This window comes from Variovorax flavidus (assembly GCF_030317145.1).
GTDB classification, from domain to species: domain Bacteria; phylum Pseudomonadota; class Gammaproteobacteria; order Burkholderiales; family Burkholderiaceae_C; genus Variovorax; species Variovorax flavidus.
The window spans coordinates 1270556-1294405 of sequence record NZ_JASZYE010000001.1 but is presented as its reverse complement, the minus strand read 5'-3'; the positions used below and the strand labels follow the sequence as shown (position 1 = coordinate 1294405).

Genomic DNA, 23850 nt, shown 5'->3' with positions numbered 1-23850 from the left:
ACATGCAACAAGTCACTTTCAATTCACTCGGCCAATGGCCGTCCGTTTCTCACTACGTCGAGAACGCCGAAACCGAACCCGCCGCACGGGGCGCCGCTCTGGCGCATTGCGCTGCTGAGGGTATCGAGCTTCGCGGCCTCAGCATCGACAGCATCGACTTTGCTGGCGGCAACTTCGACGGCCTGCGTTTGACCGGTTGTGCCGTGCGTAACGCCGACATGCGCGAAGCCACATTCAGAGGCGCCATCTTCACAGACTGCCGTCTCGACGGCATGCGGGCTGATGACTCCACGTCGTTGGAAGGCGCCACCTTGGAGGGCTGCCAGATCGATCAGTCGGATATCTCGGGGCTATTCGCGCCGCTGCTGGCCGTGCGTGGGTGCACTCTTAGGGGAACTGAGGCCATTGGTCTGGTTGTCCCTGAGTCCACCTGGACCAATGTGAAGACCATGAAGTCCTCCAACCTGTCGGGATGGGTCTGCCCGATGTCAGACCTCCGCCTCCTGGAAGGTGCGGCCGGGGTCGTCGAAGCTTCTGAAGGGAGCCCCGAGGACCGCGAAGAGCTTCGCGACTGCCAGCGGCTCGGCGTTGCAGCTGTACGCGCTCTCAAGGACGCAGCAGCAAGCCCAGTGATCGCCCGTGATCTCGGAGGCTATCCCATCGCCAAGGACCCAAGGACGAACGCGTGGAATCGCATCGAAGCCCAAGACGCTAAGTCGAACGCTTGAATCTCAAATTACCAAGGAACCATTCAATGACCAATTTGAAAGATCGCATCAGCGCAGCAGCTGGTCGCATCGAAACCACCCTCTCCAAGGCTGTTACCAAAGGCACCAAGAAGGCAGGGGCCGTGAAGGTCACGGGCTTCAACAGCGAGCTCGTCTCGACCGAGTTCGGCGTCTTCTTCAAGAGCCCAGCGACGGAGCGCTACTTCGCGACCAAGGCGATGTTGGATCGACTTTCCAACGCCTTCAACGGGTACGACTCGGGAGCAATCGACCGCCCTACGCTCATAGCGGAGATCCGCGCTGTGGCGTCTCTCCACGACCCGAGCGACACGCGAGCGGAACGTATGCGTGTGCTGGCGGACGTCATGGAGCGCAGCGAGTCGTCGCTAGCGCTGATGGCCGGAGTGCAGGCCGATCTTAAGACCCGCTTGGTCGGTCTGAGTGGAACACTCGTCATCGAAGCCGTGCGTGCCCCAGACGGCCACACGATTGCCGCGCCGGAGCCGAAAGATCCTAAGGACCGCAAGCGTCCGGAAGACGCCAGGGTCTACGAATACAACCCCGACGCGGGTACGGCCCGTGATCTCAAAGGTTACGGCGGTCGCTGATGGCAGAGAAATGGATCCTTGGCCCTGGCGGCCAGCCGATGCCCGAAGCGCAAGCCCGCGAGGCCCTCGCCAAGCAAGCAGCTAGACGCGTTGTCTACGACCCTCAGCGGGCCGCCATGCAGGCAAGGTCTGGCGAAGCTGCCAGCGTCAGTCTGCTGCCACCGCAGCCCAAATACGTCGGGGGGCTAACCCATGCGCAGGTCGAGACTCGCATTAATGCCGCCCTGACCGCAGTTGATACCCCACACGGTGGGGTCGTACTACCAATCCCCACCAGATGGACTCGGTAATCGAATCCCTCGCCCAATTTTTGAAAGCCCAACCATGTTTGCACCATCAAAGCGCTCTCCGAGCGCACGTTCTGACGAGCACATTTACGGACGCAACGCGCCGACCCCCGAGATCCTCAAAGCGACTGTCGCAGTCGGCGAGTCGGACAAGGTCCGTGCCGTGCTGCTCAACGATGAACCGTCATCGATCCTCGGGATTCCCGTGACCCTCTACGTCGTCGCGCTAGACAAGCTGGACCAAGTCCAGATCGGTCAGCCGCTGATCGTGGACGGCAAGGCGTGTCTGCATGTCAGGCCGGGGGCCGCGTTCCTGTGAGCAACTCCAAGCTATCGAACACCATCAACCCAGCCTACCCCAACGGGTACGCCGTGGTCACTCTGCACCCCAAGACGGGCATGCACGCCCTCAGGGTCACCCTGCCGTTCATGCCGCGAGACATGCGTGACGACGAGGTCCGTCTCATGGCCCTGGACCTAGCACGGGAGAGCGGGATCGATGTCAGCGACTACGAGTGAGCAGTCCATGAGTACAGACTTCCTGGTCCGTATCGAGACCTTGCTGACCCAGGTCCCCGCCTTGGACCCCGGGACCCTGGCGGACTCCCTGGTCAGCTTGGCGGACCCCGGGGAATCTGGCGGCCCCCTGCGGGCCGTGGCGAACATGGTCCGCAACCGTCCCCAGCGGGATCGCGCCCTGGTCTACAAGGTCCTGGAGGGCATGCTGGTCCGCCCATCAACTAGGGTCGCCTGAAATGCCGGTTGGTCTGCAAATCTTCGGCCCGGACGGCACTGTGTTTGTTGACACGGCTGACCGCTTCTCCCGCTGTGTTCAGGCCGGACTCGTCCATGTCCCCCAAGGGGTCTACGGCGAGAAAGCCTCGGTCCTTGTGACCCCAGCGGACGGCTACCCATTCGAGAGCAGTGGTCGCTGGACCGTCGCGGTTGGCGGGGGTTGTACGGTTGACCTGAGGTCGGGGTACTTTGACGTCTATGCAGGGATCGCCGGAGAGGGCACCTTTGGCTATACCGTCTGGATCAAGTAGGGGCACGCCATGAGCATCGGTTTCCAAAGCTGGAATGAGAATGGCGTCCTCCAGCTAGACAGTACGTTGGTAGCCACACCGGTAATCCAGTCGGGCCGTGTCACATCAGACACTCCAGTAGGGGCCGAGACCGTGATTTATCACGAGCCCCATGGGTCTGCATTGCCCCTGTTGTTCATCCGGCCAGACCCGGGAACCTTTGTCGGAGGCCTGATCCAGTTCCACGACCAGCTATGGGTAACCAACCGTGGTGGCTTCGACTACATGCTGTTGTCGCTCCAAGGCACCCCGCAACTGTTCGGCGACGGGAACGTGGGCCTGCGGCTATGGGACGCCAACGGGGTGATGACTTATTCGTCACAGTGGCGGCACGCACGGATCGCTAACATCGTGCCCGCCTTTATTCCCGGGGGCTGGTATACACCCCAGCCCGGTATCACCAGACAGATATCCCTGGGGACCGGGGTATCCGGTTACCGCCCATGGCTTGGAATGCAGGACGTCTCATACGCCAGCTTTGGTGGGCAGTACCCATCAGCCATGTGGGCCATTGGTCTATCGGCAGATGGTACGCAGATGCACGTACAGGCCCGCTCAGCGGATACCTTCGACACCGGCTTTGTCTTCGACTCTCAGGGGTCCCAGTTCCTGGCACGACCCATGCTGGTCCCGGTCGCTGCTATCCCGTATACGTAACGCGGCGAGACGCACCGACGCAATGCAATGACACCTGCGCGGCTCAGAGTTCGCTGAGACCCTGCAGACCCCTCAAGACCCCAAGGACCCATCGAGGCCCTTGGGGTTTTTCATTTGAACAACTGAAAGACATCAATGATCGATCGATCAAACGAAGCACTTCTTCTCTCCGAATTTCAACGCATCGTCTCTCGGCACGACATGCCGTCGACCAAGCTTTGCGCGGACTACGTGATTCAGAACGAACCTCTGCGCGACAAACGTCTGGCGCTCATGTTCCCTCATGTAGCCTTTAAGAAGACCCTGGGCAAGAGGACGCGCACGTCGTGAGCTTGTCGGCGACAGCTGCACGTCAAGCCGCTTCCAAGGGGCTGACCAGTGAAGAACTGGACGGCATGTGGCGGGCGTTCTGGATCGAGGCAGAAGAGATCCGGCAGGGAGCGGCCCGTAGGGCCAATGCCGCGTATCTGGCAGATGGCTATGACGCTGTCGCCGAGGCCGACGCGGTGCCGGTCCAGAGTAGGTTCCCGAGGGCTTGGGCGACCTATGGACACTTGGCGCCGCCATGGATCGCGGAGGTCCAGCGGATCCCGAGCCCGCGCCCGGAGCCCAGGTCGACCCCTGGGGCACAAGTGTTCTGGAAGGACGGCGCCCAGCACTGCGGGACCTGCACGCTGCCGGATGGAGTCTGCAAAGGACACGCTGTGGTGCCTATTGACCCAAGGAAATTTGCGGCTGCGATTTCCCGGCGACTGTAAGGACTCCTCGGACGTTGTCGCCAACTGCGATATCTACCCGCGTCGGTGAAACATTTCTCGTGCGCCTGTCAGAATCTCGCATGCCCATTCCAGACTACCAATCCGTCATGCTTCCGCTGCTTCGCCTTGCCGCAAGCGGGCCTGAGCATCGTGTTCGAGAGGCCGTTGAGAAGTTAGCGGCCGAGTTCCAACTGAGCGACAGTGAGCGTGCGGAACTCTTGCCGAGTGGGACGGCCCCGCTGTTTGACAATCGGGTTGGGTGGGCCCGTACCTACTTGAAGCAAGCGGGTCTTCTGACCTCGCCGAAGCGCGGCATGTTTCAGATAACTGAGCGCGGCCGGTCGTTGATCGCGGAGAACCCGTCGAAAATTGACGTAGCACTCTTGGACCGGTTCGACGAATTTCGATCGTTTCGGATGCGACGGCGCGAAGGGAGTGCCGAGACTTCTGGTGAGCCCAGAACGATAGGGACGCTCGAGCCACAGCAAGAACTTCCAACGGATCAGACGCCAGAGGACCTCCTTGCTTCCGCGTATCGTCGCCTAAGAAGTGGCTTGGAGCTAGAAATCATCGAGCAGGCGAAGGCGGCAACGCCCGCCTTTTTTGAGCGCCTTGTGATCGATCTACTTGTTTCGATGGGCTACGGCGGGTCCCGCGAAGACGCCGGCCGCGCCATAGGAAAGAGCGGTGATGGTGGCATCGACGGGATGATCAAGGAGGACAAGCTCGGACTGGACGTTATCTACGTCCAAGCAAAGAAATGGGAGGGCACAGTCGGGCGACCGGAGATCCAAAAGTTCGCGGGCGCACTTCAAGGCCAACGGGCCAGCAAGGGTGTCTTCATCACCACGTCCTCGTACACGCGTGAGGCGATTGAGTACGCAGGCATCATCAACTCAAAGATCATTTTGATCGACGGGCAACAGCTCGCCGCCCTTATGGTCGATCACAACGTCGGCGTGTCTACCGTCGGAATGTATGAGTTGAAGAAGCTCGATACCGACTACTTCGAGGGTGAGTGATGCAAACGGCATACCCCGGTCGCGCCGTCAGGCAGCTGGCTGGTGACTGCTGCGAACTCACCTCCTGAGGCCTGATACAGTGTGTCACTCGTGGGTCGACTCAGTCGACTGACACACGGTCTTTCTCCCTCGGGGAAGGGCGGAGGAACTAAGGTTCGAAGCCTCCACCGCCCACCAAATTTCCCCCTCTCGTTGAATTCTTGCGTCGAGCTGCGCGACGCAATGCCTCGTCGCATTTGCTTGCGGGGCGCGCAGCCGCGGGCAGCTCCATCGCGAGATGAGGCGCTTTCCGGGGCGCCAGGCGATGCATCCCGCATTCATGCGCATGGGCGGCCCCACAAGTTCCAGTTCTCTTCACTCAGCGAACTGCCGGTTACAGGCTGCCGCGCGCAGGCACCTATCAGGCCGCCGCGTTGCGGCGATCTCAGTAGATCTCTTGTCCGGGTCACTGCCTCCGCAGGGCGCACGCTCGTTCGCAATCAATGCGCACTGGCTCAATCAAGACTGCAATTCCACGCGCGAGACGCCAACGGTCAATTGGAATGAATGTCGCTCTTGATTCATCTTGTCGTACTCCGACAACGGATTACCGAGTTGCGAAGGTTGACTCTGCATGGTTACTGGATGACTCGGCATGACTCGCGCAACTCGAGAGAAACCCCTCTGATGCAATAGCGACAGCTTCCCGAAAGGAGGTTGGCCCGGGGTCCAGTGGGAGCACAGAAGTGCCAGTCACGGTGAGCCCTTCGAACCGGAGCCCTATGTTTAACCTTGGAGAAACTTGCAATGAAAAAATCTCTGGTTGCCCTGGCTTCTCTGGCTGTCGCCGGCGTCGCTTCGGCTCAGTCGTCTGTCACGCTGTTTGGCGTGCTCGACGGCGCCGTTAGCGGCTACTCGAACAAGGCGCAGGAACGCTTTACCGGTCAGAGCACTACTGCCAGTCAAACTGCCCTGAGCAGTTCCGGCGAAACCGCCAGCCGTTTGGGCTTCCGTGGTACGGAAGACCTCGGTGGCGGTCTGGCTGCCAGCTTCTGGCTCGAAGCCAGCATCAACACCGACAACGGCACTGGCGTCGACAATGGTGCTTTGAAGTTCAATCGTCGTTCGACCATCAGTCTGTCCGGCCCGTTCGGTGAAGTGCGTGCCGGTCGCGACTACACGCCTACCTACTGGAACGACACCGTGTTCGATCCGTTCGGCACCAACGGCGTGGGCTCCAATCTGATCTCGACGGCCAGCAAGGCGCGCTGGGGTAGCGAAAACTATTTCAACGAGAACTACACTCGTGCGAGTAACTCGATCGGCTACTTCTTGCCACCGAACCTCGGTGGTTTCTACGGTCAGGTCATGTACGTGTTCAATGAAAAGATCAAGTACGACCCGGCTGCGCTCACCCCGAACGACCCTCAGTTCCAACGTACCGGACGCTATGTCGGCGGTCGTGTCGGATATGCGACCGGCCCGCTGGATGTCGCGCTGGCCTACGGTGAGAGCACCATTGGCGCCAGCTTCAATCAAGGCTGGACCACGACGCTCAACACGTGGAACCTTGGGGCCTCTTACGACTTTGGCGTTGTGAAGCTCTTTGGCGAGTACTCGGACAACAGGGCAAAGACTGATTGGAGCCGTTCGCAATTTGTCGACAACGTGCCGACTCCCGGCTTCAGGGGTGGTTTGATCGGTGCAAGCGTGCCTGTCGGTCCCGGCTTGATTCGCGCGTCCTATTCTCAAGTTCGGTATCGCAACACGGTCGAGGAAGGCTTCTCTGCGCCGAGGGCTGACAAGTTCGCGCTCGGCTATGTGCACAACCTGTCGAAGCGCACGGCGTTGTACACGACGGTGGCACGCCTGAACAACAAGAACGGCGCTGGCCTCACTGTTGGCGGTCCGGGCTTCTTCACGGGCGTCACGGGTGCGTCGCTGGTTCCCAAGACCTCCACGGGTTACGACATCGGCATGCGCCACGCGTTCTGATCGAGCATTTGGCGAATTCACCTAACTAGGTAATTCCAGCAGGCTGGCCGGCGAAAGTCGGTCGGCCTTTTTCGCTTGCCAGCGACTGGATCGTTTGGGCGAGCTCATAGGTTGGCCAGGGAGAGCATAAGAAATGACCAACGGTGTCCTATTTACACAAGCTGCAGAGAAGATGTTGGATCTCAACGATCTCCGCGTTTTCTCGTATGTCGCATCGCTTGCCAGCTTTTCATTGGCGGCTGATGCATTGAAGATTCACAAATCGAGCGTGAGCCGAAGCGTTGCACGGCTCGAATCGATGCTCGATGCGCCCTTGCTTCAACGCACGACGCGCAAGGTTCGTCTCACTCGGCGCGGCAATGCGCTGAAGGAGCGCTGCTCCGAAATCCTGTCGCGCATCAACGAGACGATTGGGTATGTGGGCGGTGTCGACGTCGAGCCACAGGGACATCTCACGGTTTGCATCGGGACGGAGGTCGCATTGGCGAATCGGCTCCAGAGCCATCTGTTGCCGCAGTTCCTGACGCACTGTCGCAACGTGCAGGTGTCGATACGCTACGTCAGCAGCAGGTCCGATCTGCGAGCGGAGAACGTGGATGTAGCGGTCTACACAGGTTCGCTGGCCCCACAGCCGGTGAATATCCAGTTGGGCATGATCGAGCGCCATCTGTGCGCGGCACCCGACTATCTTCAACGACGCGGCAGGCCCGCCGATCCCATGGATCTGGCGAGCCATGACATCATCGTGTGCGACGGCGAGGATGCGGCTGGCTTCGCTCTCGGAAGCGCCATCGAGTCGTCGCTCCTGTCTGAAGCGCGCCCGCGACTGAGCGCCAATGATCCGTCCTCCGTGCATGAACTCGTCGCTGCGGGGGCCGGTATCGGCTGTCTCCTGGGCCATCTCTGTGCCGACGACATCAAGACTGGCCGTTTGATCAAGTTGTTTCCGCAACTCCCGGTGCCGCCTTTGGCCGTCAAGGTGGCTTTTCCCAGCAAGCGATCCATTTCGCCGGCGGTCAAGAAATTCGTCGAGCTGCTGAAGTCCTCTCTCGCTGACGAGACCCGGCTTCACCACTAAAGACTGGACGCCCGCACGCGCTGCGGGCTCCTTGCGGAGCGAGCGCCCTCGTGCTCGCTTCCCGCTACTGCGTCGAGGGTCAGTGCGCGCCGCCCTGCATATCCTGTCGCATCTTGCTTGGGGCGACCCGGTACCAGCCCTTGAACTTGCGACTGAAGCTGGTCGGATCCGAATACCCCAGCTGTGCTGCGATGGACTCCATCGACAAATCGGTGTGCTGCAAGTACCAGGCGGCGTGGGTCTTGCGCAATTCGTCCTTGATGTCGGAGTAGGTGATGTCGGCCGCAGCGAGCCGTCGCACCAGCGTCCGCGGTGAAATCCCGAGGTCCGAAGCGAGATCGCTGGTGTCCGGATTGCTCGTCAGTCGTTCGAAGAGCGCGCGGCGGACGCGCTGGACGAACACGCCATGTCCCAGTTCAGACTCCATCCTTAGACAGGCCTCGGAAGCGTCCGCAAACGCCTTTGCGTCGGCAGAAGCGGAAGGCGCACGGAGCAGATCCACCGGGAGTTCGAAGGTGAGGCATTCCTGATCGAACGCCACACTGCGTACGTAGCGCAGGCATGGCACGTCGTTGTCGGCCGGACGGGCGTACGGCAGTCCGACGGTGAGTTCGTCGACGGGGCGCCCGAGGATGGCTTCCAGCAGACGCACGTGCGCCCCAAGAATGGATTGCATGACGAATACGTGGGTATCGCCCAGCGGCAGCAATGGCTTGACCTTGAGCGTGCTCCATCGGGGGCCGTTTTCCACCTGGAACTCCAAGCTCCCGAAGATCAACCTGGCATGACGCGTCATGACCTGGAGGCCCTGATCCAGGCTGTCGCTGGTCACCGCCGCGATCCCGACCGGGCTGTGATACGGCTGGAGCATCGACCCTGCCATCAGACCGAGCGCCGGCTCGCCACTGCAGTGGATGGCATGCGCGACAAATCGGCGAAACACGGCGAAGTCCACCATCTGCCGGTCTTCATGGAGCGCCTGCCAAGCCAGGCCTGCGTTCGCAAGCACGGTAGAGGGCCGCACGCCACGGCTGTTCAAGCAGTCCAGGATCCGTCGAACGTAGACCGGGTGGGCGAACGGGATGGAGATCTCGTCCTTGGTGTTCATAGCTCAGTAACTCGGGTTGACTGGGTTCACCCATTGCTGGGTCGGCCTTCGCAAGGCTGCGAGCCGGTCGACGAGACTCACCGGATTGAGTGAAATCGCTGTCTTTGTCGAAGCGCAATTCAGCGTCTGACTCTACAGTTCCCCCCTGAAGCGGCAGTCTTCAAATCGCTGCGAAATCTCGCAATTACGTGTCCGAAAGTAGTACCGTCGAAACCTGACGTCCCGGTGCTGACGAAGAGATTCCGATGTCGCGGTCGAATCTCCATTCGAGCTGTCAGCAGATTCTCCTGAGCGAACGAGACGATTCGCCGCCAGGGAATTTCCCACCCCAGGGTCATGTCGGCGCAAGCCGACGCAAAATGCCTCCGTGCGCCGTCCTCCCGCTCTTGCAGGAGCCATACAACGGCGCAGGAAGGAGCACGCCATGGCCACCAGTCCTGATCTTCCGACGCCGATCACGTCCGACCCACCGGACCTGCCGGAGTTGCCTGTAGAGCCCGACAAGGGGCCCGCAACGCCGCCCGGAAGCCCGACGGACCCGGAGAGCCCGTTCACGGTGCAACCGGAGTGAGCTACTCCGGGCGTCCGCCATCCCGCTAAGCTCGCGGGATGGACGAATTTGATTGCGCTGTCATTGGTGCCGGAGTGGTGGGGCTCGCCGTCGCGCGAGCGCTCGCGTTGCAGGGCCGCGAGGTCATCGTGCTGGAGGCGGAGGGCGCCATCGGCACCGGCACGAGTTCGCGAAACAGCGAGGTGATCCACGCCGGCATCTACTACCCCCAGGGCTCGCTGAAGGCGAGCCTGTGCGTCGAGGGCAAGCAGCTGCTCTACGAATACGCGGGAGAGCGAGGCTTGCCTCACCGGCGCTGCGGCAAGCTCATCGTCGCCACGGCTGAGGCGCAGGTCGCGCAACTCGACGGCATCATGGCCAAGGCGCGCGCCAATGGAGTGGACGACATGGTGATGCTCACGCGCGATCAGGCGAGGGCAATGGAGCCTCAGTTGGAATGCCACGCCGCGTTGCATTCGCCAAGCACCGGCATCGTCGACAGCCACGCGCTCATGCTGAGCTTGCAAGGTGATCTGGAAAATGCTGGTGGCGTCGTGGCGCTCATGTCGAATGTCCAGGGCGCCGAGTGCTCAAGCGGCGCGGTCGTGCTGAGGACGAAGGACGGCACCGCCCTCCGATGCAATACGGTAGTGAATTCCGCCGGCCTGGCCGCACCTTCGCTGGCCCGCCGGTTTCAGGGGCTGCCCGCGGAAGCGGTGCCGCCAGCCTTCTTCGCCAAAGGCAACTATTTCACCTTGGCTGGTCGGGCGCCGTTCAGTCGCCTCATCTATCCCGTGCCGGAGGCCGCGGGCCTTGGCGTGCACCTGACGCTCGATCTCGGAGGCCAGGCCAAGTTCGGCCCGGACGTCCAATGGGTCGAGTCGCCCGACGATCTGGTCGTGGATCCGGCCCGTGGTGACGGCTTCTATGCCGAGGTGCGCCGGTACTGGCCAGCGTTGCCCGACGGCGCGCTGATTCCCGGCTATGCGGGCATCCGCCCCAAGATCTCCGGGCCGGGTGAAGCGGCGGCCGATTTCAGGATCGAAGGGCCTTCCACGCACGGCGTGCCGGGGCTGGTCAACCTCTTCGGGATCGAGTCGCCGGGCCTGACCAGCAGCCTTGCCATTGGCCGCCATGTGGCCGAACTGCTGTCGTAGTTGTGCGAGGGCATGTACCATGGATATGGCACGCCGCTGTCGGCGTGGAGTCGCCGGCGCGGTGCCGGCGCGACCGAGGAGGACCCTTTTCAATGACTGCATCCACCAATCTCGAAGCGGCGGCCAACGCCGTGGCTGAAGATATCGCGAGCGACGTCCGTGGCGTGCTCGCCAGCAAGGATCTCGATTCCGTGCCGCACATCAAGGCACTGCGTCAGCGCATCGACAGCAAGTTGGCGATCGCGCGTGAACTCGCGGCGGAGAAAAGCCGGGTCGCTGCCCAGAAGGCGCGCGAAGCAGCCAATACGGCCAACGCCTACGCTCATGACGAGCCGTGGCAGATCGCCGGCGCCGCGCTGGCGGTGGGCGTGCTGGTGGGCCTGCTGCTTGGCCGCCGCTGAGCGCCGCGCACTTGGCGCCCGCGGAGGCAGCCGATGAGGCTGTCGGCCCTGTTCGGGCTCAGGAGTCAGCTGCGCCGGTTGCGCATTCTGGCGGGTGAGGGCGCACTGGCCGCTGAAGACCGGGCGCTGCTTCTGCGATTCGCGTGGCAGGACGAGAAAAAGCGCCTCCAAAGAATCCTGGGGCTGGTGATTGCGGTCATCGGACTCACGACCATTGCCATCGCGCTGCTCTCTGTGGCGATCGTCGTGCACTTCTGGGATACACCGCACCGCATCACTGCGGCCTGGGTGGTGGCCGCGGCCTGGGTTGGGCTCTGGCTGGCAGCCGTGATGGCGCTGATGTCCACGCTGGGCAAGTCGTCCGAAGCCTTTGATCCAGCCCGTGAGGCGTTCGAGCGCGACTTGGCCTGGGTCCAGGAGAGCCTCGGCCGCCATCCCAGTGCGGAGGCAACGCGTGAGCACCGGCCGGTCACGCGCGAGGAAGTGCTCGCGCGCATCGAGCGCCAGCGCGAGCGTGTCGGCACGCTCCAGGCCGCTGCCGCAGGAGCAGGGGAGCCACCGTCACCCCGAGCGGACGAATCCGCGAGCGCCACGGCCATGCGGCTGGCGCGCGAGCATCCCATCGCAACCGGTGTGGCCGCCGCAACCGTCGTGGCGGTCGTGGGGCCGCGTCGCCTCGTGCGCTGGGCCGCCGTGATCGTTCCTGTGATCTGGCGGATGCGCTGATCGCGCGCGCTCAGGTCCGGCGCTTGCGCAGTGCCTGAGCCGCCTGGCGCACGAGCGCCGGCCCCCGATAGATCAGTCCGGTGTAGATCTGTACGAGGTCGGCGCCGGCGTCGATCTTGGCCTGTGCATCCGCGGCGCTCAGGACGCCTCCCACGCCGATGATCGGATACCCGGCACCCAACTCGGCCCGCAACTGACCGATCACGCGGTTGCTCGCTGCCATGACCGGAGCGCCCGACAGGCCGCCGGTTTCTTCGGCGTGCGGCAGTCCCGCGACCGCGTCGCGCGCGAGCGTGGTGTTGGCGGCGATCACGCCGTCCATCCCGTGGCGCCGCAGCGTGGCTGCGATCACCTTGACCTGGGCCCCGTCGAGGTCCGGCGCGATTTTCACGAAGAGCGGAACGCGCCTGCCTTGCCGTGCGGCCAGCGCCTCACGCTTGTCCGCCACAGCGCCGAGCAGCGCGTCAAGCGCCTCGTCGCTCTGGAGCGATCGGAGGTTGGCCGTGTTGGGACTCGAGATGTTGATGGCCACGTAGTCGGCGTGGGGGTACACACCGTCCAGGCAGATCAGGTAGTCGTCCACGGCACGCTCGATCGGCGTGGCTGCGTTCTTCCCGATGTTCAGGCCGAGCAGCATCGGCGCCTTGGAGGTACTGCGGCGAAAGCGTGCGCGCTGGACGTTCGCGAGGAATGCTTCGAGCCCGTCGTTGTTGAAGCCGAGCCGGTTGATCAGCGCGTCGCGTTGCGGCAGACGGAATATGCGGGGCTTCGGATTGCCTGGCTGCGGCTTGGGCGTGACGGTCCCGACCTCGACGAAACCGAAGCCCATCGCGGCAAAGGCGTCGATGCAGCGGGCGTTCTTGTCGAGGCCCGCCGCGAGGCCGACGCGGTTAGGAAACTGCAGTCCGGCGACGGTGATCCGGTCGTCCACGCGCGGCGCCGCATAGGCGCAGGCCAGCGGGGTGTTCTGCGTGCGCGCCAACGCGTCGAGCGTCAACTCGTGGGCGTGCTCGGGGTCGAAACCAAAGAGGAAGGGTCGGGCAAGCCCGTAAAGCGAAGATGGCAACAGCAGGGGCATCGGATAATTCTCGACTTCAATCAGCCAAGGATTCTCCCCGATGACCTCACCCGCCCCCGCTTCCGCCCTGACTCAGGACGAACTCAAGGCACAGGTCGGCCGCGCCGCGCTGGAATACGTGGTGAAGGGCGACATCGTCGGCGTCGGTACGGGCTCGACGGTGAACAAGTTCATCGACGCCCTTGCGACCATCAAAGGGGACATCCGCGGCGCGGTGTCGAGTTCGGTGGCATCGACCGAGCGCCTGCGTGCCTTGGGCATTCCGGTGTTCGACAGCAATGAGGTCGAGGAACTGGCCGTCTACATCGACGGCGCGGACGAGATCGACGGCCGCGGCTACATGATCAAGGGCGGAGGCGCGGCGCTGACGCGCGAGAAGATCGTTGCCGCCCAGTCCAGGCGCTTCGTGTGCATTGCCGACGCATCCAAGCTCGTGAACACGCTGGGTGCCTTCCCGCTACCGGTTGAGGTGATTCCGATGGCGGCGCGGCGCGTGATTCGGCAGTTCACGCGTCTGGGCGGCTTGGCGCAGGTCCGCGAGAAGGACGGCGCGCCGCTCGTCACCGACAACGGCCAGCACATCATCGACGTGACCGGACTGAGAATCCCCGACCCGCTCGGCTTCGAAAGCGAAGTGAATCAGTGGCCGGGCGTGGTGACGGTGGGCGTCTTCGCGCACCAGCGGGCCAGCGTGTGCCTGCTGGGCACGTCGACGGGCGTGAAAACCATGCGCTTCAGTTGACTGCAGCCAGGCGCCGGCGTCAGAACTTGATGCCGGCGGGGTTGCTCGGGGTCGGCCCGTTTGCGGCTGCGGGTGCCGGCGCGGGCGGTGCCGCCGGTGCGGGCGCTTCGGGGGCCGGCTGCGACGCAGGTTGCAAGGCGACCAGCGGTTGCGCCGGCGGATTGCGGAAACCCGGCGGCAACTGGGCGCTCTTGGGATAACCCGCCGCGTCCAGGTATTGCGACCACTCGGTGTCCGAAAAGCCCTTGAGCTGCTGCGAGCCGATCGTGAGCAAGGGCAGGGAGCTCTGGCTGCTCAGGCGCTGGAGGGCGCTGATGTCCTCGTTGGACTTGACGGTGCGTTCCTCGAACGGCACGCCGCGCGTGATCAGCAGCGAACGGCCCGCGCCGCAAGGGCCGCATTCGTCACCGGTGTAAAGCGTGACCGGATAGCGTTGTGCCACCTGCCGCAGTTCGTAAGGCAGGGACGAACTCGTGCCGATCGAGCTGCCGGACCGAGGCGCCGCGGGCTGGACATTGGCAGCGGGCGGCTGGTCTGAAAAGGTGACTTTCCCGTTCTTGTCGACATTGCGATAGACGGGCTGCGCAAGTGTGGTGCTGGCCACGACCAGCAGGGTGAGGCCCGAGAGGGCGGCGTTGAGCTTCATCGATGACTCCCGATATCGGATGTAACGGAGTATCTCAGGGTCCGCCGCCAACGCTCTCGAATCTCAGGCCGCGTGGGTCTCGGCCATTCCCTGGTGTCGCAGCAGCGCATCGAGTTGAGGCTCGCGGCCGCGGAAAGCCTTGAAGGATTCCATCGCGGTGCGGCTGCCGCCTGCTTCCAGGATGGCCTGGCGGTACTTGCGCCCGGTCTCGATGCTCGGCTCGCCATTGGCGCCGGCGGTTTCCTCGAAGGCCGCGTAGGCGTCGGCGCTCAGGACCTCGGCCCACTTGTAGCTGTAGTAGCCCGCCGCGTAGCCGCCCGAGAAGATGTGGCTGAAAGTATTGGGCGTGCGGCTGAACGGTGGCGAGGGCATCACTGCGACCTCGCTGCGCACCTTGCCGAGAAGCGCCAGCACATCGCCCGGCTTGGCCGTGGCAGCGTCGTATTCGGTGTGCAGCAGCATGTCGAACAGCGAGAACTCGATCTGGCGCAGCGTCTGCAGCCCGCTCTGGAAGTTCTTGGCCGCCGTCATCTTGTCGAAGAGGGCGCGCGGAAGGGGTTCCCCGGTGTCGACGTGCGAGGTCATGTGGGCGAGAACGTCCCATTCCCAGCAGAAGTTTTCCATGAACTGGCTCGGCAGTTCGACCGCATCCCACTCGACACCGCTGATGCCCGACACGTCGCGCTCGTTGATCTGCGTGAGCATGTGGTGCAGGCCGTGGCCGAACTCGTGGAAGAGCGTGGTCACGTCGTCGTGCGTGAGCAGCGGCGGCTTGCCGTCGACGCCCTCCGCGAAGTTGCAGACCAGTTGCGCGACCGGCGTCTGCAGGGTGCCGGTGTCCGGGCGCAGCCAGCGGGCGCGCACGTCGTCCATCCAGGCGCCGCCGCGCTTGGCGGCGCGGGCCGACGGGTCGAGGTAGAACTGGCCGACCTTCTGTCCGGCGCGTTCGATGCGGTAGAACTCGACGCTCGGGTGCCACACGGGTGCGCTGTCCCGCCGGATCGACACTTCGAACAGCGTCTCCACGATCTTGAACAGGCCCGCCATGACCTTGGGCGCGGTGAAGTACTGCTTGACCTCCTGCTCGCTGAAGGCATAGCGCGCTTCCTTGAGCTTTTCGCCGATGTAGCTCCAATCCCAGGGCTGCGGATCGAGGATGCCGAGTTGCTCGGCCGCAAAGGCCCGCAGGTCGGCCAGGTCGCGTTCGCCGTAGGGCTTGGCCTTGGTGGCCAGGTCGCGCAGGAACTTGATGACCTGATCGCCCGATTCGGCCATCTTGGGCACGATGGAAAGTTCGCCGAAGTTGGGATAGCCCAGCAGCTTGGCTTCTTCCTGCCGCAAGGCGAGGATCTCGCGGATCAGTTCGGTGTTGTCGAAGGCCGGATCGCCGAACTCGCTGGCGCGCGTGACGTAGGCACGGTAGAGCCTTTCGCGCAGCGCGCTGCTCTTGGCGAACTGCATGACCGGGAGGTAGGAGGGCATCTTCAGCGTGAGCTTGTAGCCTTCCTTGCCTTCCGCTTCGGCGGCTGCCCGCGCTGCGCTGATGACGTCCTCGGGCAAGCCTTCGAGTTCGTCGGCTGGTGCATACCAGGCGAAGGCATCGGTCGCGTCGAGCGCGTTTTCGCTGAACTTCTGGCTCAGTTCGGCCTGGCGTTCCTGGATTTCCGCGAAGCGTGTCTTGGCGGCTCCTTGCAGCTCTGCGCCGCCGAGCACGAAGTTGCGGACCGCATTACGGTGCGCCTGGCGCTGCTCGGTGTTGAGGGTGGCGGGATCGATGGCCTTGTACTTGGCATAGAGCCGCTCGTCGGATCCAAGCCGAGTCCAGAAGGCCGTGACGCGCGGCATGGCCTCGTTGTAAGCGGCACGCAATTCGGGCGTGTCGGCGACGGCGTTGAGATGTCCCACGGCGCCCCATGCGCGGCTGAAGCGTTCCGACGCCACGTCGAGCACCTTGGAGATTGCCATCCAGTCGGCCGGGAACTCCGGCGCCGTCACGGTTTGCAGCGCGGCCTCGGCATCTGCCAGGAGGGTATCGACCGCCGACGCGACATGCTCGGGCGTGATGCGGTCGAACAACGGAAGATCGGTGAAGTCGAGGAGCGGATTGGTCATATGAGATTTCCAGGGCGAGTGTCGCAACGCCCCTCCGGGAACCACCGCGGAACCGGCTTCGCCGGGCCGCCGGTGGTGCCCCTCGAGGGGGAGGCGGCTACACGAAGTGAGCAAGCAACGGGGTGACTCCTATGTTGCGGCGCGTTCGGCCGCTTCAAGGGTGTTGGCAAGCAGCATGGCGCGAGTCATCGGGCCGACGCCGCCGGGGACGGGGGTGATCCAACTCGCGACTTCCTTGACGCCGTCGAAATCCACGTCGCCTGCGAGCTTGCCGTCGTCCTTGCGGTTCATGCCGACATCGATGACCACCGCGCCGGGCTTCACCATATCCGCGGTCAGGATGTTGCGCTTGCCGACCGCGGCGACGACCACGTCCGCCTGGCGGGTGAGGGCGGCGAGATCCTTCGTTGCGCTGTGGCAGATGGTCACCGTGGCGTTCTTCGCCAGCAGCATCATGGCCATCGGCTTGCCGACGATGTTGCTGCGGCCGATCACCACCGCATGCTTGCCGCGCAGGTCATAGCCGATCCATTCGAGCATCTTCATGCAGCCGTGCGGCGTGCAAGGCCAGAAGCCCGGCTGGCCGACCATCAGCGCGCCTGCACTGGCGACGTGGAATCCGTCCACGTCCTTGGCGGGTGAAATGGCCTCGATGACCCGGTGGCTGTCCATGTGCGGCGGCAGCGGAAGCTGCACGAGGATGCCATGCACCTTCGGGTCCTCGTTCAGGGCGTGCACGCGCGCCAGCAGCTCGGCCTCGGTCATGGAGGCGGGGTAGCGCTCGAGATTCGCGGTCAGGCCGGTTTCGCTGCTGTCGTTGACCTTGTGCTTGACGTAGACCTGGCTGGCGGGATCGTCGCCGACCAGCACGATCGCGAGGGTCGGCTCGACCCCACGGGCCTTGAGTGCTTCAATGCGCCCCGATACTTCGGCGCGGATTTTTCGGGACAGCGCGTTGCCGTCGATCAGTTGGGCGGTCATCGGTTTGAGGATTTCCAAGTAAAAACGCCCGCTTGCGCAGGCGTGGAAGGCTGAGGGTGTCTGCTGCTCGAGCGGCTAGGCCTTCGCAGGGGCGGCCTGCCCGAGCGCAATCTTGAGCAGGTCGGCCACCGTGTTGGCGTTGAGCTTTTCCATGATGTTGGCGCGGTGCGCCTCCACGGTCTTGATGCTGATGCCGAGGTCGTCGGCAATCTGCTTGTTCAGCCGGCCGGCAACGATGCGTTCGAGCACCTGTGCCTCGCGGCCGGTGAGCTTCGACAGCAGCGCATCGCGGCTGGCGGACTGCTGGTGCTGTGCGAAGGCGCCGCGCGCGTGCTCCAGCATGCGTTCGACCAGCGCCACGAGTGCCTCGTCGTTGAAGGGCTTCTGGATGAAATCCATTGCACCCTTCTTCATGCTGTCGACCGCCATCGGCACGTCGCCGTGGCCGGTGATGACGACGATCGGCAGGGGAGACCGGCGCTCGATCAGGCGGTCCTGCAACTCGATGCCCGACATGCCGCCCATGCGGATGTCGACGATCAGGCAGGCGACCTCGCGCGGGTCGTAGCGGGAGAGGAACGACTCGGCGGAGTCGAAGCAGCGGACCCGGTAGTCCTTGCCTTCGAGCAGCCATTGCAGCGAATCGCGAACCGCTTCGTCGTCATCGACGACATAGACGGTGCCCTTCTTGGGAATCAAACTCATGCAGGTACTTTCGCCTCGTTGCTTGCTACGGAATCGATAGCGTCTAACACCGGTAACCAGAAGGAGAAACGGCATCCGACCACATCGGGGCCATTGTAGATGTTCTCCGCCTGCATCCGGCCGCGGTGCGACTCGACAATGGTGCGGCAGAGATTGAGCCCGATGCCCATGCCTTCGGGCTTGGTGGAGAAGAAGGCTTCGTACAGCCGGTCCATGACTTCGGGCGCCAGGCCCATGCCGGTGTCCTGCACCGAGAATTCGACCGCGTTGTGCCCGTCGATGATCTTCGGCAGCACGCGCAGCTCGACGCTGCGGCGTGCCAGCGGCCGGTTCGCCAGGTCGATGGATTCGGCGGCGTTCTTCAGCAGGTTGACCATCACCTGCTCGATCAGGATCGGGTCGACGCGCAGGATCGGCAGGCGCGCCGCGACGTAGTGGTTGAGCCGCACGTTGCGGCGCCGCAACTCGATGCCGGCCAGTTCCACCGCTTCGCTCACCATCGTCGAGACCTCGGCCGGCGTCCGGTTCGGCTCGCTGCGCTTCACGAAGGAGCGAATGCGCTGGATGATCTGGCCCGCGCGCTGCGCCTGCTTCGATGTCTTGTCGAGCGCCGCGAGCAGGGCGTCGGAATCGATCTGCTGGCCCCGGATGCGCGACATCATCCCGTTGCAGTAGTTCGTGATGGCGGTCAGCGGCTGGTTGAGCTCATGCGCCACGCTGGACGCCATCTCTCCCATGGTGATCAGCCGGCTCGCGGCCTGCGCGCGATCGGCTTGCGCGGCCGACAGGTCTTCGGCGTCGCGCCGGGGCGTGATGTCGGTCGCGATCACCAGTTGCGCGAGCCGGCCGTCCACCCAGGTCAGGTAGCGCGAACGAACTTCGAGCCATTTGCCGAGTTCCGGGACGAAGATTTCGTTGTTCGCGGGCTGCGCGGCGGTCAACTGATCGATGGGCAGGCCTGCAAAGGGGTCGACGTCGTCGAGGGCTTCGTCGCGCGCATGCGAGGCTGGCACGCCGGCCTGCGCCACCATGCCCAGGTGCCCCACGGTGTTGGAACCGAACCAGAGGCGGTAGAGCTTGTTGGCGAACAGCAGCTCTTCGCTGCCGAGCGGCGCAACCGACACCGAGGCATCCAGCGCCTCAAGCACCGTGGTGAAGCGCTCGTACGAGGCCGACAGTTGCTCGCGGATGCGCGTCGGCTCCGTGATGTCGGTCATCGAGGTCATCCAGCCGGTCTGGTGCCCGCGCGCGTCGATCAGCGGCGACACGTACAGCCGTGCGTTGAACACGCTGCCGTTCTTGCGCTTCACGCGCACCTGGAAGCCGCCCGGCAGGGCGCGGCCGTGCAGTTCTTCCTCGAGCCGCTCGTTCATGACCTCGCGGTCGGATTCGAGCCAGTAGGGGAAGGGTGGCGTCTGCCCGACCAGTTCGTTTTCGCTCCACCCCGTCATCGCGCAGAAGGCCGCGTTCACATAAGTGATGCGGCCTTCCAGGTCGAGCACCCGCATGCCCGTGAGCATCGAGTTTTCCATGGCACGGCGGAAATTGGTCTCGGCGACCAGCGCCTGCTGTGCCTGCAGCCGGCGCCGCGTGTGGCGCCAGGTGCCGATCAGCATCCAGCTTGTCAGCACGCTGAGCGCGCCAACCAGCCAGAAGAGCCCATTGCCGACGACGCCTTGCGACGTGCGATAGGCCTGCGCCCTCAGGACCAGGGCGTTGCCGACAGGCGAGACCGGCACTTCGTATTCGTTGGTCCGCACTGTCCAGGGCAGGAGCCGCGTGCCGGCCCCGCGCGGGCTTGCAACGGTATTGCCGGCAATCAGGCCGCCCTTCGCGTCGAGCAGCGAAACGGCGTAGCGGGCCGAGACTTCGGCAGGCATGCCGTAGCGCAGCAGCCCGTCGATGGAGAACTCTCCCAGCAGCATTCCGGCAAACAGGCCCTGGTCGAAGAGGGGAATATGGAGTTGCAGCATCGGCGCCGGATCGCCGCCCGCCAGGGGTTGCGAGAACACCGGTTGCCGCAGTTCGCGCGCAAGGGCGTAGTTGCTCTCGGTGTCGCCAGGTCGAAGCACGTCGCCGATCGCGTGCTGCTGCGCCGGGTGGACGCTGGGCGCTGCATAGCCGGCCTTGAAGCGGCGGCGATCGTCGATCCAGCTCACTGCCTGCAGTTCCGGGAACTGGCTCACCAGCGACTCGGCGCGGCTGGTGAACTCGGCCGCATCGATCTCGCGATTGGATGCATCGCGCGCCAGGCGCATGAGTTGCTCCTGCCGCTCCAGCAGGCGAAGCCGGACACGCTGCTGTGCGTATTCGACGTCGCGCTTCACCGACTCCTGGACGCGCTCCATTTCCTCCGCACGCAGGTACCAGAAGGCCGAGACGATGGCAGCGAGGAACAGAAGGACGGCGGCCAGGGGCGCGAGCATGGCGACCGCGTCCTGCAGCATGGGCGTCTGGCGACGCCACCAGCGCCGCCACCATGAAAGGGGCGACCCATGCACCGCATTGCGGGCGACGGCGATCGGTGAGGAAAGGGGCATCGGGCAAGTTTAGGTGAAGGCTCTCGGGTGAGCACGGAGGCACCTGCGCGATCTGCCGTCGCTTTTCATTGGAAATTTCATAATAAGAAAACGCTACGCACTATTTGAAATCTCGATATTTCTGTGAGAAACTCCCGCGCGTTGCCGGTTACGGCACTAAATTACAGCCACCCCCCTCAAAAGGAGACAAGCATGTCGGCAAATCCCGAGAGCCCATTCGGCTCGGCCGCGAACGACCTGGACGCGCAGGAGACGCGTGAGTGGATGGACGCTCTTTCGGCGGTCATCGAAAGCGAGGGGCGCGAGCGAGCGCATTTCTTGCTCGAACAGTTGCTCGAGCACGCTCGCCAGAGCAGCATCGACAAGCCGTTCTCGGCCAACACGGCCTATGTGAACACCATCGAGGCCGACCAGGAAGAACGCTCCCCCGGCAACCTCGAGATCGAAGAACGCCTTCGCTCCTACATGCGCTGGAATGCGATGGCCATGGTCGTCAAGGCCAACCGCCATCACCCGCCCGAAGGCGGCGACCTCGGCGGGCACATCGGCTCCTTCGCGTCGCTGGCCAGCATGTTCGGCGCGGGCTTCAACCACTTCTGGCACGCCGAAAGCGAAAACCACGGCGGCGACTGCCTGTATATCCAGGGCCACGTCTCGCCCGGCATCTACGCCCGCGCCTACCTCGAAGGCCGCCTGACCGAAGAGCAATTGCTCAACTTCCGCCAGGAAGTCGACGGCAAGGGGCTGTCGAGCTATCCGCACCCGAAGCTGATGCCCGAGTTCTGGCAGTTCCCCACCGTCTCGATGGGTCTTGGCCCGCTGATGGCGATCTACCAGGCACGCTTCCTCAAGTACCTGCATGCGCGCGGCATTGCCAACACCGAGAACCGCAAGGTCTGGGTCTTCTGCGGTGACGGCGAAATGGATGAAGTCGAGTCGCTGGGCGCCATCAGCCTCGCGGCGCGCGAGAATCTCGACAACCTGATCTTCGTCATCAACTGCAACCTGCAGCGTCTGGACGGCCCGGTGCGCGGCAACGGCAAGATCATCCAGGAACTGGAAGGCGAATTCCGCGGTTCCGGCTGGAACGTCATCAAGCTGATCTGGGGCAGCAACTGGGATCCGCTGCTCGCGCGCGACAAGGAAGGTGCGCTGCGCAAGATCATGATGGAGACGAACGACGGCGACTACCAGTCGTTCAAGGCCAACGACGGCGCCTACGTGCGCAAGCAGTTCTTCGGCCGCGATCCGCGCACGCTGGAGATGGTCGCCAAGATGAGCGACGACGAGATCTGGAACCTGCGCCGCGGCGGCCATGATTCGCAGAAGGTCTACGCGGCTTTCCACTCGGCGGTCCAGCACAAGGGCCAGCCCACGGTGCTGCTGATCAAGACCGTCAAGGGCTTCGGCATGGGCAAGATCGGCGAGGGCAAGAACACCGTTCACCAGACCAAGAAACTGGGCGAAGAGGACATCAAGGCCTTCCGCGACCGCTTCAATATCCCGATCCCCGACAGCCAGCTTGCCGACCTGCCGTTCTACAAGCCGGCTGACGACACGCCCGAGATGAAGTACCTGCACGAGCGCCGCAAGGCCCTCGGCGGCTACCTGCCGCATCGCCGCGTGAAGGCCGACGAGAGCTTCACCGTGCCATCGCTCGAAACCTTCAAGGCCGTGCTGGAGCCGACCGCCGAAGGGCGCGAGATCTCGACCACGCAGGCCTATGTGCGCTTCCTGACGCAGCTGCTGCGCGACCAGGCGCTCGGTCCGCGCGTGGTGCCGATCCTGGTCGACGAGGCACGCACTTTCGGCATGGAAGGCCTTTTCCGCCAGGTCGGCATCTACAACCCCGCAGGTCAGCAGTACACGCCGGTCGACAAGGACCAGGTCATGTACTACAAGGAAGACAAGTCCGGGCAGATCCTGCAGGAAGGCATCAACGAGGCCGGCGGCATGTCGAGCTGGATTGCGGCGGCAACGTCGTACAGCACCAACAACCGCATCATGGTGCCGTTCTACGTGTACTACTCGATGTTCGGTTTCCAGCGCATCGGCGACCTGGCCTGGGCGGCCGGCGACATGCAGGCCCGCGGCTTCCTGCTGGGAGGCACCTCGGGGCGCACCACGCTGAACGGCGAAGGCCTGCAGCACGAGGACGGCCACAGCCATATCCTGGCGAACACCATCCCGAACTGCGTGAGCTACGACCCCACCTTCGCGCACGAAGTCGGCGTGATCCTGCACCATGGCCTGAAGCGCATGGTGGAGAAGCAGGACAACGTCTATTACTACCTGACGCTGCTCAACGAAAACTACCCGATGCCCGGTCTCCAGCCCGGCACCGAGGAGCAGATCATCAAGGGCATGTACCTGTGCAAGCAGGGACCGGCCCTGAAGGCCAAGGCACCCACCGTGCAACTGCTGGGCAGCGGCACCATCCTGCGCGAAAGCATCGCCGCGCAGGAACTGCTGGAGAAGGACTGGGGCGTGAGCGCTTCCGTCTGGAGCTGCCCGAGCTTCAACGAGCTGACCCGCGACGGCCAGGAAGCCGAACGCTGGAACCTGCTGCATCCGACGGACGAGCCTCGCGTTTCCTTCGTCGCGAAGCAACTGGGCGCATCGACGGGCCCGGTGGTGGCATCGACCGACTACATGAAGGCCTACGCCGAGCAGATCCGTCCCTTCATCCCGAAGGGCCGCACATACAAGGTGCTCGGCACCGACGGCTTCGGCCGCAGCGACTTCCGCAACAAGCTGCGGGAGCATTTCGAGGTCAACCGTCACTACATCGTCGTCGCTGCGCTGAAGGCGCTGGCCGAGGATGGCGCCGTCCCGGCGCAGAAGGTGGCAGATGCGATCAAGAAGTACGGCATCAACGCTGACAAGATCAACCCGCTCTACGCATAA

Annotated in this window: 21 protein-coding genes; 14 read left to right on the top strand and 7 right to left on the bottom strand. The window is 63.7% G+C overall.

Annotated features, from left to right (window positions below):
* Positions 1-2: 2 nt before the first annotated feature.
* The 8 genes from QTH90_RS06250 to QTH90_RS06215 all read left to right on the top strand — a co-directional run bounded on the left by QTH90_RS06250 (position 3) and on the right by QTH90_RS06215 (position 8197).
* The gene (locus tag QTH90_RS06250; RefSeq protein ID WP_286663636.1) at positions 3-728 is read left to right on the top strand and encodes a pentapeptide repeat-containing protein; all 726 of its coding nucleotides are present in this window, start codon (positions 3-5) and stop codon (positions 726-728) included.
* Between the two features lie 26 nt (positions 729-754).
* A complete protein-coding gene (locus QTH90_RS06245; protein WP_286663635.1) occupies positions 755-1336 on the top strand; it encodes a hypothetical protein in 582 nt (193 codons plus the stop codon).
* 324 nt (positions 1337-1660) lie between these two features.
* Positions 1661-1942 (top strand): hypothetical protein, encoded by a 282-nt coding sequence (locus QTH90_RS06240; RefSeq protein ID WP_286663634.1) that lies wholly within the window; start codon positions 1661-1663, stop codon positions 1940-1942.
* Positions 1943-2678: 736 nt separating this feature from the next.
* The gene (locus QTH90_RS06235) at positions 2679-3365 is read left to right on the top strand and encodes a hypothetical protein (protein WP_286663633.1); all 687 of its coding nucleotides are present in this window, start codon (positions 2679-2681) and stop codon (positions 3363-3365) included.
* Between the two features lie 135 nt (positions 3366-3500).
* Positions 3501-3695: a hypothetical protein gene (locus tag QTH90_RS06230; protein ID WP_286663632.1), complete on the top strand. Its 195-nt coding sequence runs from the start codon at positions 3501-3503 to the stop codon at positions 3693-3695.
* 508 nt (positions 3696-4203) lie between these two features.
* Complete coding sequence (locus tag QTH90_RS06225; protein WP_286663631.1) at positions 4204-5145, top strand: restriction endonuclease; 942 nt, start codon at positions 4204-4206, stop codon at positions 5143-5145.
* 786 nt (positions 5146-5931) lie between these two features.
* A complete protein-coding gene (locus QTH90_RS06220) occupies positions 5932-7119 on the top strand; it encodes a porin (protein ID WP_286663630.1) in 1188 nt (395 codons plus the stop codon).
* Positions 7120-7252: 133 nt separating this feature from the next.
* On the top strand, positions 7253-8197 hold the full coding sequence (locus QTH90_RS06215; RefSeq protein WP_286663629.1) for a LysR family transcriptional regulator: 945 nt from the start codon (positions 7253-7255) through the stop codon (positions 8195-8197).
* Between the two features lie 79 nt (positions 8198-8276).
* On the opposite strand, the gene QTH90_RS06210 is transcribed toward QTH90_RS06215, so the two are convergent.
* A complete protein-coding gene (locus tag QTH90_RS06210) occupies positions 8277-9305 on the bottom strand; it encodes an AraC family transcriptional regulator (protein WP_286663628.1) in 1029 nt (342 codons plus the stop codon).
* A gap of 424 nt (positions 9306-9729) precedes the next feature.
* Between QTH90_RS06210 and QTH90_RS06205 the strand changes: the two genes are divergently transcribed.
* From QTH90_RS06205 to QTH90_RS06190, 4 genes are all read left to right on the top strand, one after another.
* Complete coding sequence (locus QTH90_RS06205) at positions 9730-9876, top strand: stereocilin (protein WP_286568449.1); 147 nt, start codon at positions 9730-9732, stop codon at positions 9874-9876.
* Between the two features lie 38 nt (positions 9877-9914).
* Positions 9915-11012, top strand: coding sequence for an NAD(P)/FAD-dependent oxidoreductase (locus tag QTH90_RS06200; protein ID WP_286663627.1), 1098 nt, complete (start codon positions 9915-9917; stop codon positions 11010-11012).
* A gap of 92 nt (positions 11013-11104) precedes the next feature.
* Complete coding sequence (locus QTH90_RS06195; protein ID WP_286368215.1) at positions 11105-11413, top strand: glycine zipper domain-containing protein; 309 nt, start codon at positions 11105-11107, stop codon at positions 11411-11413.
* A 33-nt stretch (positions 11414-11446) separates the two neighbouring features.
* Complete coding sequence (locus QTH90_RS06190; RefSeq protein ID WP_286663626.1) at positions 11447-12139, top strand: phage holin family protein; 693 nt, start codon at positions 11447-11449, stop codon at positions 12137-12139.
* A 10-nt stretch (positions 12140-12149) separates the two neighbouring features.
* On the opposite strand, the gene QTH90_RS06185 is transcribed toward QTH90_RS06190, so the two are convergent.
* Entirely contained in the window at positions 12150-13217 is a 1068-nt protein-coding gene (locus QTH90_RS06185; protein ID WP_286663625.1) for a quinone-dependent dihydroorotate dehydrogenase, read from the bottom strand.
* A gap of 40 nt (positions 13218-13257) precedes the next feature.
* Here QTH90_RS06185 and rpiA point away from each other — a divergent pair, with 40 nt between their 5' ends.
* On the top strand, positions 13258-13959 hold the full coding sequence (rpiA, locus tag QTH90_RS06180) for a ribose-5-phosphate isomerase RpiA (RefSeq protein WP_286663624.1): 702 nt from the start codon (positions 13258-13260) through the stop codon (positions 13957-13959).
* A 19-nt stretch (positions 13960-13978) separates the two neighbouring features.
* Here rpiA and QTH90_RS06175 read toward each other — a convergent pair whose 3' ends face one another.
* The 5 genes from QTH90_RS06175 to QTH90_RS06155 all read right to left on the bottom strand — a co-directional run bounded on the left by QTH90_RS06175 (position 13979) and on the right by QTH90_RS06155 (position 20943).
* Positions 13979-14605, bottom strand: coding sequence for a glutaredoxin family protein (locus QTH90_RS06175; protein WP_286663623.1), 627 nt, complete (start codon positions 14603-14605; stop codon positions 13979-13981).
* 63 nt (positions 14606-14668) lie between these two features.
* Entirely contained in the window at positions 14669-16717 is a 2049-nt protein-coding gene (locus QTH90_RS06170; RefSeq protein WP_286663622.1) for a M3 family metallopeptidase, read from the bottom strand.
* A 129-nt stretch (positions 16718-16846) separates the two neighbouring features.
* The gene (folD, locus tag QTH90_RS06165; protein WP_286663621.1) at positions 16847-17698 is read right to left on the bottom strand and encodes a bifunctional methylenetetrahydrofolate dehydrogenase/methenyltetrahydrofolate cyclohydrolase FolD; all 852 of its coding nucleotides are present in this window, start codon (positions 17696-17698) and stop codon (positions 16847-16849) included.
* A gap of 75 nt (positions 17699-17773) precedes the next feature.
* Entirely contained in the window at positions 17774-18403 is a 630-nt protein-coding gene (locus tag QTH90_RS06160; protein ID WP_028253580.1) for a response regulator transcription factor, read from the bottom strand.
* Positions 18400-20943: a PAS domain-containing sensor histidine kinase gene (locus QTH90_RS06155; protein WP_286663620.1), complete on the bottom strand. Its 2544-nt coding sequence runs from the start codon at positions 20941-20943 to the stop codon at positions 18400-18402. The genes QTH90_RS06160 and QTH90_RS06155 overlap by 4 nt, the downstream gene beginning before the upstream one ends.
* A 192-nt stretch (positions 20944-21135) precedes the next feature.
* Between QTH90_RS06155 and aceE the strand changes: the two genes are divergently transcribed.
* Positions 21136-23850 (top strand): pyruvate dehydrogenase (acetyl-transferring), homodimeric type, encoded by a 2715-nt coding sequence (aceE, locus tag QTH90_RS06150; protein ID WP_286663619.1) that lies wholly within the window; start codon positions 21136-21138, stop codon positions 23848-23850.

Excerpts from the sequence above, each read along its gene's own strand:
- QTH90_RS06155 (WP_286663620.1), bottom strand. The coding sequence starts at position 20,943 with ATGCCCCTTTCCTCACCGATCGCCGTCGCCCGCAATGCGGTGCATGGG.
- QTH90_RS06190 (WP_286663626.1), top strand. The coding sequence starts at position 11,447 with ATGAGGCTGTCGGCCCTGTTCGGGCTCAGGAGTCAGCTGCGCCGGTTG.
- QTH90_RS06230 (WP_286663632.1), top strand. The coding sequence starts at position 3,501 with ATGATCGATCGATCAAACGAAGCACTTCTTCTCTCCGAATTTCAACGC.
- QTH90_RS06205 (WP_286568449.1), top strand. The coding sequence starts at position 9,730 with ATGGCCACCAGTCCTGATCTTCCGACGCCGATCACGTCCGACCCACCG.
- QTH90_RS06240 (WP_286663634.1), top strand. The coding sequence starts at position 1,661 with ATGTTTGCACCATCAAAGCGCTCTCCGAGCGCACGTTCTGACGAGCAC.
- QTH90_RS06185 (WP_286663625.1), bottom strand. The coding sequence starts at position 13,217 with ATGCCCCTGCTGTTGCCATCTTCGCTTTACGGGCTTGCCCGACCCTTC.
- QTH90_RS06200 (WP_286663627.1), top strand. The coding sequence starts at position 9,915 with ATGGACGAATTTGATTGCGCTGTCATTGGTGCCGGAGTGGTGGGGCTC.
- QTH90_RS06245 (WP_286663635.1), top strand. The coding sequence starts at position 755 with ATGACCAATTTGAAAGATCGCATCAGCGCAGCAGCTGGTCGCATCGAA.
- aceE (WP_286663619.1), top strand. The coding sequence starts at position 21,136 with ATGTCGGCAAATCCCGAGAGCCCATTCGGCTCGGCCGCGAACGACCTG.
- QTH90_RS06225 (WP_286663631.1), top strand. The coding sequence starts at position 4,204 with ATGCCCATTCCAGACTACCAATCCGTCATGCTTCCGCTGCTTCGCCTT.
- folD (WP_286663621.1), bottom strand. The coding sequence starts at position 17,698 with ATGACCGCCCAACTGATCGACGGCAACGCGCTGTCCCGAAAAATCCGC.
- QTH90_RS06160 (WP_028253580.1), bottom strand. The coding sequence starts at position 18,403 with ATGAGTTTGATTCCCAAGAAGGGCACCGTCTATGTCGTCGATGACGAC.
- QTH90_RS06235 (WP_286663633.1), top strand. The coding sequence starts at position 2,679 with ATGAGCATCGGTTTCCAAAGCTGGAATGAGAATGGCGTCCTCCAGCTA.
- rpiA (WP_286663624.1), top strand. The coding sequence starts at position 13,258 with ATGACCTCACCCGCCCCCGCTTCCGCCCTGACTCAGGACGAACTCAAG.
- QTH90_RS06220 (WP_286663630.1), top strand. The coding sequence starts at position 5,932 with ATGAAAAAATCTCTGGTTGCCCTGGCTTCTCTGGCTGTCGCCGGCGTC.
- QTH90_RS06250 (WP_286663636.1), top strand. The coding sequence starts at position 3 with ATGCAACAAGTCACTTTCAATTCACTCGGCCAATGGCCGTCCGTTTCT.
- QTH90_RS06175 (WP_286663623.1), bottom strand. The coding sequence starts at position 14,605 with ATGAAGCTCAACGCCGCCCTCTCGGGCCTCACCCTGCTGGTCGTGGCC.
- QTH90_RS06195 (WP_286368215.1), top strand. The coding sequence starts at position 11,105 with ATGACTGCATCCACCAATCTCGAAGCGGCGGCCAACGCCGTGGCTGAA.
- QTH90_RS06170 (WP_286663622.1), bottom strand. The coding sequence starts at position 16,717 with ATGACCAATCCGCTCCTCGACTTCACCGATCTTCCGTTGTTCGACCGC.
- QTH90_RS06215 (WP_286663629.1), top strand. The coding sequence starts at position 7,253 with ATGACCAACGGTGTCCTATTTACACAAGCTGCAGAGAAGATGTTGGAT.
- QTH90_RS06210 (WP_286663628.1), bottom strand. The coding sequence starts at position 9,305 with ATGAACACCAAGGACGAGATCTCCATCCCGTTCGCCCACCCGGTCTAC.